This is a genomic window from Chryseobacterium sp. HMWF035 (assembly GCF_003094695.1).
Taxonomy (GTDB): Bacteria; Bacteroidota; Bacteroidia; order Flavobacteriales; family Weeksellaceae; genus Chryseobacterium; species Chryseobacterium gambrini.
The window spans coordinates 1-8,302 of the sequence record NZ_QEHP01000099.1 but is presented as its reverse complement, the minus strand read 5'-3'; the positions used below and the strand labels follow the sequence as shown (position 1 = coordinate 8,302).

Sequence of the window (8,302 nt, the reverse complement as noted above, 5' to 3'; positions counted from 1 at the left end):
GAACTCTTGAAGAAATTGCAATAAAAAATAATTTATCAAGAGAGCGTGTTAGACAAATACGAAAAGATTGTATTAATGAATTATTTGAAAAGTTATCATTTATTAAAAATTTCAATGATGATTTATTTCAAAATTATGGTATTGATTTATCTTTAGATATAATCGAAGTAAAGGAAAATCTGGTAAGTCAAATTAATATACGAAATAAAACCAATTTTTCAAAAGAATTTATTTCCTACATACTTGCGGTTTATTTAAATGACAATTTTTCAATAATTGGCAATATCGAAGATATTTTGCAGCCTAAATACTTCAACAACAAAAATCGACATAACTGGAATAATTTTTACATATTCAATAAAAAGCTTTCTAAAATTGATTTCATATCATTTGCTAATGATATAGACAGAAGATTAAACGATAGAATTGAGGAGACTTATTCTTTCAATTTAAAAAGTTATTTGTCGAGATTTATAGATGATTTAGATATAGAAGTAATTGAACCAGCATTTCCTGTTGCCGAAAAAATAATCAATGATGAATTTGCTTTATATCTTGATGTAGATGATAATATAATTTTCAAAAAAAACACAATCAAACAAGCATTTGAATATTCTTGTGAAGCACTTGAAAATCTCGGAAAACCTTCTAAAGTTGAAGAAATTACAAAAAAAATAAAGGAGCTACATCCTAACTACGAAACAGACGAGAAGAAAGTTCGTGCTTCAATGAAAAGGAAAGACGGATTTGTACCGATTGGCAGAACAAGTGTTTTTGGCTTAAAAAAATGGGAAAATGAAATAGAGGATTTTAGAGGAGGAACTATAAGAAGTATTTCAACTGAATTACTTGAGCAATCTGATAATCCAAAACACATTTCAGAAATCACAGAACATGTATTAAAATACAGACCAAATTCCAATGAAAAAAGCATCTACTATAACCTTAGAATAGATGAATCTGAAACCTATAGTTTCTTTAAAAATTCTTATGTTGGACTAAAGAAGAAAAATTATTCTGAAGATTTTGAAATACTAAAAAACTCTGATATTATTGATCGAAATTCTTGGGAAGAGAGATATGAAGATTTACAAAAATTTCTTTTACTTGAAAATAGATTACCTTTTTCTAATGGAGTTCCAGAAGAAGAAATTAGGCTTTATAGGTGGCTTAATGTTCAAAAAAGAAAAATAAGAATAAGAGATTTAGACGAACAAAAAAGTAAACTAATTATTGAAGTTTTTGAAAAATTTCCTCTAATAAATGGTAGAAGAAGATTAAACTCAACAGAGAAATATGATGAGCTTCTTGAATTCATTAAAGATAAGCAAAGATTACCAGATGCAAACAAGCAAGGAGAAGAAAACCTTTATCAATTCTTTTACAAACAAAGAAAATTATATGATAATGATGAGCTGGATAATCATGAAAAATCTTATTTTTCAAAAGTATGTCAAATATTTAAAAATCTAAGTTTATGAAAATAAAAGATAACAAAGTACATCAAAATGAAAGACTAAAGGAGATTTGTTCTACCAAAGGAGTTGATTACAAATCTTTAGAATCTTTATTAGATTCTGTCAAAGCCAAAAAAATAAAACGTATAAACTACCATCAGCAAAAAATTGTTGATGTAATCGAAAAAGCTATAAAATGAAATTTTCCAATATAAAAATCAACAATTTCAGACAGTATTATCAAACTGTTGATTTTGATTTATTTACTAATGACGAAAAGAATATTGTAGTAATTGGTGGTAAAAACGGATATGGTAAAACGAACTTTTTACTATCAATTGTTTGGTGTTTGTATGGAGAGAAAATTTCTCAAATAGATGACAATTTCAAGAAAGAAATTCAGAAAGAGAAAAACTATTCTTCCTTTATGCAACAATCAATAAACTGGTCTGCACAAAAAGAAGGAATTGATACTTTTTCAGTTAGTATTTTGGTTGAAGAAATCGAATTATCCGAAATCTCTAACCTATCACCAAATGCAGATAAAGTATTGATAATTCGGTCAAGAAATACATCAACAACGGAAGAAAAACTTTCCATTGTCGACCCGATATCAAATATAGAAATATTTGATAATGAAGAAGACAAGTTTAATTTTATCAACGATTACATTATTCCAATAGATGCAGCAAAGTTTGTGTTTTTTGATGCAGAAAAAATTGCTGAAATAGCCAATTTATCAATAAAAGAAGAAGGAAGTTTTATAAATGATGCACTTGGAAAAATATTAGGATTAGATAGTTACGAAATACTAATTGATGATTTTGAGTTTTATATTAATACTTTAAAAAAGGAAGGAGCAACAAGAAATCTTCAAGAGCAAATAATTGATAAAGAAAAAGCTATTGAGTTATCAAATTTGGAAATTGAAAAACTTGAAGAAGAAAATGCTGAAAAGCTCAAAGAAATAGATGATCTAAAAAAAGAAATTAGAAAATTTGACAGCTTAATTTCACAAAACAGCAAACAAGGTAGTTCTAATTTTGACAGAGAAAGCATAGTTACTGAAATTGATAAATTAAAGTCAAAGGAAATAGAGCTTAATGAAAGATTTACTCAATTAAGCGAAACTATTCCTTTAACAATTTTGGCTGGAAAACTTGAAGAAGTAAAAAAGCATATTTATATTCAAGAAGCAAACGAAATTTCTCAAAAATCATCAATAGAGAATTGTGAAAAAATAGAAAACTTCATTGAATTACTTTTCAATAGACCTCCTGATCCTGAAAATTCAACAATGTCTTTCAGGGACAAAAGTTTCTATTACGAAAAAGCAAAACGTTTAGGAAGTGAATTGTATAATACCGAAAGTGATTATCAAGAATTGGAATTTGAACACGATTTGAATAACGCTGAAAAGAATTTAATTTCTGACGCAATTAATCTTGTTCATTCTCAATCGAGCGACTTATTTCAAAGTACTATTGAGGAATTTAATTTCATTAATTCAAGAAAATCTGAATTAATGAAAATCCTTAATAAAGTAGATGCAGATTTAGTTGATGATATAGTTTTAGATTATTTGGCTAAAAAAGAAACTGCCGAAAACAAAACTACTGAGTACAATAGAAAAATTGGTGAAAATACTCAACAAATAAATAAAATAAAGAAAGATATAACTAGATTTAATCAAGAACTTGTAACACTTAGAAGTAAAGTTGAAATTAACGCTCAAAACAAATTAAAAATCAAAGAAACTGAAAAATATATTGACACACTCAATACTTTTTTAGAAGAACAAAAGAACAGACATAAAGACAGTTTAGAAAAAACAATTCTTATAGAATTAAAAACATTGATGCACAAACTTTCAAGCGAAGAAAACAACAGCAAGTTTATTGAAGATGTCAAAGTTACAATTTTGGCTTCCGGACAAGGAATGAAAATTACTTTACTTGACCAAGACGATAACGAAATCAGAAAAGAAAGTTTATCATCAGGAGAAAAGCAAATTTACATTTCGTGTTTAATTAAAGCTATCCTGAATGAATCAATTCAAAGTTTACCAATTTTCATTGATACACCATTAGGAAGACTTGATGAAGAACACAGAGACAGTATTACTAAAAAATACTATCCTGCTTTATCAGAACAAGTGGTACTTTTTTCAACCAATAGCGAGATTACACCTAAACGATTTAGAGATATTTCAGAAAATATAGCGAAGTCATATCTTTTGGTAAATGATGGAGCAAATACTAATTTAACAAACGGCTATTTCCACAATTATGAGAATAACATTAAGTAAAGAAAACGATGAAATTCTGTATAATCTAAAAAGTTTATATGGCTTCAAAAATGAGGGAATTGCTCCTCGTATTGCATTTGCATTAAGCTTGCAAACAGGCAAATATTTTGATTTAGAAAATGAAAATATTCCGAAATCTGATGGAAAAGAATTTAGAGACGATAAAGCTCTTTTTGGAACACTCATCAATGATACATCAAATGTTATTATATACAAATCAATATTGGATCAACATTATAGTAAAAATACTTTTGAAGATGAGTTTGTAAAACTTTTTAAACTTCATCTTAATCACGGTTTAAAGATGTGGAATGAAAATGTAGAAAATGGAGAAATTACGAAAGGGAATCATATAGATATTCTATTAAAACCAATAAAAAAGGGATTGACTTTAAGATCAAATACAACTCATATTTCTAATAATGTTAAAAAATCAGAAGTTAAAGAGTTTCAAGAATTGTTATCATTTGAAATTGGGAAATCAGAAAATGATGAACCACTTGTAATTAAAATTAATGATCTTCGAGAATTTGACAATAGAAATATTGCAATTGCGGGAATGGCTGGTTCGGGAAAAACTCAACTAATAAAAGACATTCTTTATCAAATTTCTAAAAACTCAAACAATGAATTGAAATTTATATTTTTTGATTATAAAGGAGAAGGAAATCCAGAGCAGCTAAAACCATTTTTAGAAGTAACAAAAGCTGAATTTGTCGATATTGTCAATGATGGCGGAGTTGACTTTAATCCTTTCTTATCTATAAATTTAGATGAAAGACAAAGACCTTTTAGTATTCGTGCATTTGTAGATACTATTTCTACATTCGTTCCAAGAATGGGTGTTAGCCAAGAAAATATTTTGATAAGCTTAATTAATGATTTACTTGACAGGAAAAATGGTTACTATCCAACTATCGCTGAATTATTTGTAGATTTAGAAAGTTACTATGAAGAAAACGGAATTAGACAAGATACTTTGTACTCAGTAATAAGAGATTTATCTACTAACATTTTTAATTGTGATCCAAATAATCCTGATGTTTTAAGCAAAAGTCTATATTTGAATTTACCACCAGCTCTTTCTGACACATTACGTCAGTTAGTTGTATTCCTTTTGCTCAGATATTTTAATTCATATTTTACTTCTACAAATGACTGCGAACCGAAAGAGCATATTTTCCCAGTTAGATATGTAATCGTAATTGATGAAGCTCATATTTATCTAAAAAATAAAAACGCAAGAAAAGCACTTGAAGATTTACTGAGACTTTTAAGATCAAAAGGAGTTATTGTTGTTATGTTATCTCAAGGAGTTGAAGATTATAAAACAAAAGATTTTGATTTTGCTTCACAAGTTAAATTACCAATTTGCTTGAATGTTCAAAACAAAGATTATAAGGCAATCAGTAATTTTGTAGGAACACCAAGCAGTAAATACAAACTTGAAACGGAAATCAAAAAACTAGATTCTGGAAAAGGATTAATAAACATCGGAGAACCTAAAATAATAGAACTTAGACAATGGTGGAAAACAAAAAGAGATGAAGGATTATAATTATGTTAAAGCACAATTATACTACCTACTATTTGCAACTAACTTTTAAAAATCTCTAAATTCTTTTTAATTGTATTGAGATTTTAATATTTTTTATTCATTTTTTAATAAATGTTTAACTGTGGTATAGTTTCGTTTCGGGTTTTACATTATCTTTGAATAAATGGAGTTATTGTTAACTATTAAAAAAATGCAAATAGACTATGAAAATTGAGAAGATACAGGCGTTACGGGGACCAAACATTTGGAGCATCAGAAGGAAGAAACTGATACAGATGAGATTGGATCTCGAAGAAATGGAGAATTTCCCAACCAATAAAATTGACGGCTTCAGAGAAAGAATAGAAAAACTGATTCCCTCTTTGTTCTCTCACAGATGTTCCGAAGGAGTAGAAGGCGGTTTTTTTCACCGTATCGAAACGGGAACATGGATGGGACACGTTATTGAGCATATCGCTTTGGAAATCCAGACTTTAGCAGGAATGGACGTTGGTTTCGGAAGAACGCGTGAAACAAAAACTCCGGGAGTGTATAATGTCGTATTCAACTATATCGAAGAAAATGCAGGAATTTACGCAGCCGAAGAGTCGGTGAAAATTGCTGAAGCTTTAATAAAAGGGGAAGAGTACGATTTGAATGCCTGTATAAAAAAACTAAAAGAAATAAGGGAAAGAGTGCGTCTCGGTCCTTCTACAGGAAGTATCGTGGAAGAAGCCGTTTCCCGAAGAATTCCATGGATTCGTCTGGGAACCAACTCTTTGGTTCAGTTGGGTTATGGCGTGAATCAACAGAGATTTCAGGCGACCATTACAGGAAATACGAGCTCAATTGCGGTAGATATTGCCTGTAATAAAGAATTAACCAAAAAAATGCTCCATGATGCGGCAATTCCTGTTCCGATAGGAGATTTGGTCGTTGATGAAGAAGGACTGAACAGTGTCATTAGAAAAATTGGCTATCCTGTCGTTATCAAACCACTGGACGGAAACCACGGAAAAGGCTCTTCAATTAATGTAAACGACTGGGAATCTGCGAAAATAGGTCTGGAACACGCTCAGAAATACTCAAGAAAAGTAATTGTTGAGAAATACATTACAGGATACGATTTCAGGGTTTTGGTCATCAATAATAAAATGGTTGCAGCCGCAAGAAGAGTTCCTGCCCACGTTATGGGAGACGGCGAACTGAACCTTCAGCAATTAATTGATAAAGAAAATAAAGATCCGAGAAGAGGATACGGACACGAAAATGTGTTAACTGAAATCCTGATCGATAAAGATACAACTGAACTTCTTGAAAAGCTTCAGTACACTCTGGAAACGGTTCCGCAGAAAGGAGAAATCGTTTATCTGAAATCAACTGCCAATCTTTCTACAGGAGGAACCTCCATAGATGTTACCGATATGGTACATCCGGAAAACATTACCATGGCTGAAAGGATTTCAAAAATCATTGGTCTTGATGTCTGCGGAATTGATATTATGGCTGAAAATTTAACCCAGCCTTTAAAAGAAAGCGGCGGTGCCATCATTGAAGTGAACGCAGCTCCGGGATTCAGAATGCATTTGGCTCCAAGTGAAGGGTTGCCGAGAAACGTTGCGGCTCCCGTTGTAGATATGCTGTATCCGCAGGGAAAACCTTTTACGATCCCAATTATTGCCGTAACTGGAACCAATGGTAAAACAACCACAACAAGATTAATTTCGCATATTGTTAAAAGCAACGGTTACAGAGTAGGTTTCACCACATCGGACGGAATTTATATTCAAAACACGATGTTAACGAAAGGAGATACAACAGGACCTCTTTCCGCTGAATTTATCCTGAAAGATCCAACCGTAGAATTTGCCGTTCTGGAAACTGCAAGAGGTGGAATTTTACGTTCCGGTTTAGGATTTTCTCAGTGCGATATCGGTGTTTTAACCAATATCAAGGAAGATCATTTGGGGATGAACGATATTCATAACCTGAAAGATCTTACCCGAGTAAAAAGGGTAGTGCTGGACAGCGTAAAGAAAAACGGATGGAGCGTGATGAATGCCGATGACGAATATTCCATGAGAATCGTTAACGATCTTCATTCCAATGTAGCTATTTTCAGTATGGACGAGAACAATCCGCACATCAGGAAATTTGCAAAAGAAGGAAAGATTACCTGCGTGTATGAAGAAGGATTTGTCACCATTAAGAAAGGAGACTGGAAGATCAGGATCGGAAAGGCAAAAGATTTCCCGATCACAATGGAAGGGAAGGCTAAATTTATGATCGAGAATGTTTTGGCAGCGAGTTTAGCATCTTATCTCTACGGATTCGGAATTGAAGATATATCAAATTCTTTACGAACTTTTATTCCGAGTGCACAGCTTACTCCGGGAAGACTTAATGTTTTTAAGTTTAAAAATTTTAAAGTTTTAATTGATTTTGCACACAATCCGGCAGGTTACGAAGCAATTGAAGATTATCTTAAAAATGTAGAAGCTACAAAAAAAATAGGCATTATTTCGGGAGTCGGAGACAGAAGAGACAACGATATCAGAGAATGCGGAAAAATTGCCGGAAGAATGTTCGATCACATCATCATCCGAAACGAAAAGCATCTTCGCGGAAGAACGGAAGATGAAATCAACGGATTGATTATTGAAGGAATGCAGAGTTCAGGAAAAAATATAAGCTATGAAACGATTCCTAAAGAAATTGACGCCTTAAAACATGCCATGGGAATGGCTGAAGAAGGAACATTCATTACTGCTTTAAGTGATGTGATTTCGAATGCGATTGATCTGGTTCAGGAATATCAGGCAAGAGAACTGCTTGAAGATGATAAAATATAATGTAAATACAGTTTAAAAGTTTCGGCGGCATCGAAGATGCCGCCGAAACCAAAAAGGTAATGTACTGAAAAATAGTTGGTGAAATTCAGGATATATTTTAATAAATTATGCACGTTAATCCGAAGAGGACAAAAGCACTGGTGGAGAT

Annotated in this window: 5 protein-coding genes; all 5 read left to right on the top strand. The window is 31.5% G+C overall.

Translation table 11 applies throughout. The features are described 5' to 3' along the window. Positions 1 to 1,481, top strand: a 1,481-nt coding sequence (locus DD829_RS15195) for a helicase associated domain-containing protein (protein WP_116547900.1), incomplete at its 5' end; no start/stop codon positions are given. Next, a complete protein-coding gene (locus tag DD829_RS15190; RefSeq protein ID WP_116547899.1) occupies positions 1,478 to 1,657 on the top strand; it encodes a DNA modification system-associated small protein in 180 nt (59 codons plus the stop codon). The genes DD829_RS15195 and DD829_RS15190, both read left to right, overlap by 4 nt. Further along, entirely contained in the window at positions 1,654 to 3,765 is a 2,112-nt protein-coding gene (gene dndD, locus DD829_RS15185) for a DNA sulfur modification protein DndD (RefSeq protein WP_116547898.1), read from the top strand. The genes DD829_RS15190 and dndD overlap by 4 nt, the downstream gene beginning before the upstream one ends. Further along, complete coding sequence (locus tag DD829_RS15180; protein WP_116547897.1) at positions 3,746 to 5,323, top strand: DndE family protein; 1,578 nt, start codon at positions 3,746 to 3,748, stop codon at positions 5,321 to 5,323. The genes dndD and DD829_RS15180 overlap by 20 nt, the downstream gene beginning before the upstream one ends. Positions 5,324 to 5,526: 203 nt before the next feature. Beyond that, positions 5,527 to 8,154 carry a cyanophycin synthetase gene (cphA, locus tag DD829_RS15175; RefSeq protein WP_108411440.1) on the top strand — a complete coding sequence of 876 codons (2,628 nt, stop codon included), beginning with the start codon at positions 5,527 to 5,529 and terminating at the stop codon, positions 8,152 to 8,154. The last annotated feature ends 148 nt before the right edge of the window (positions 8,155 to 8,302 follow it).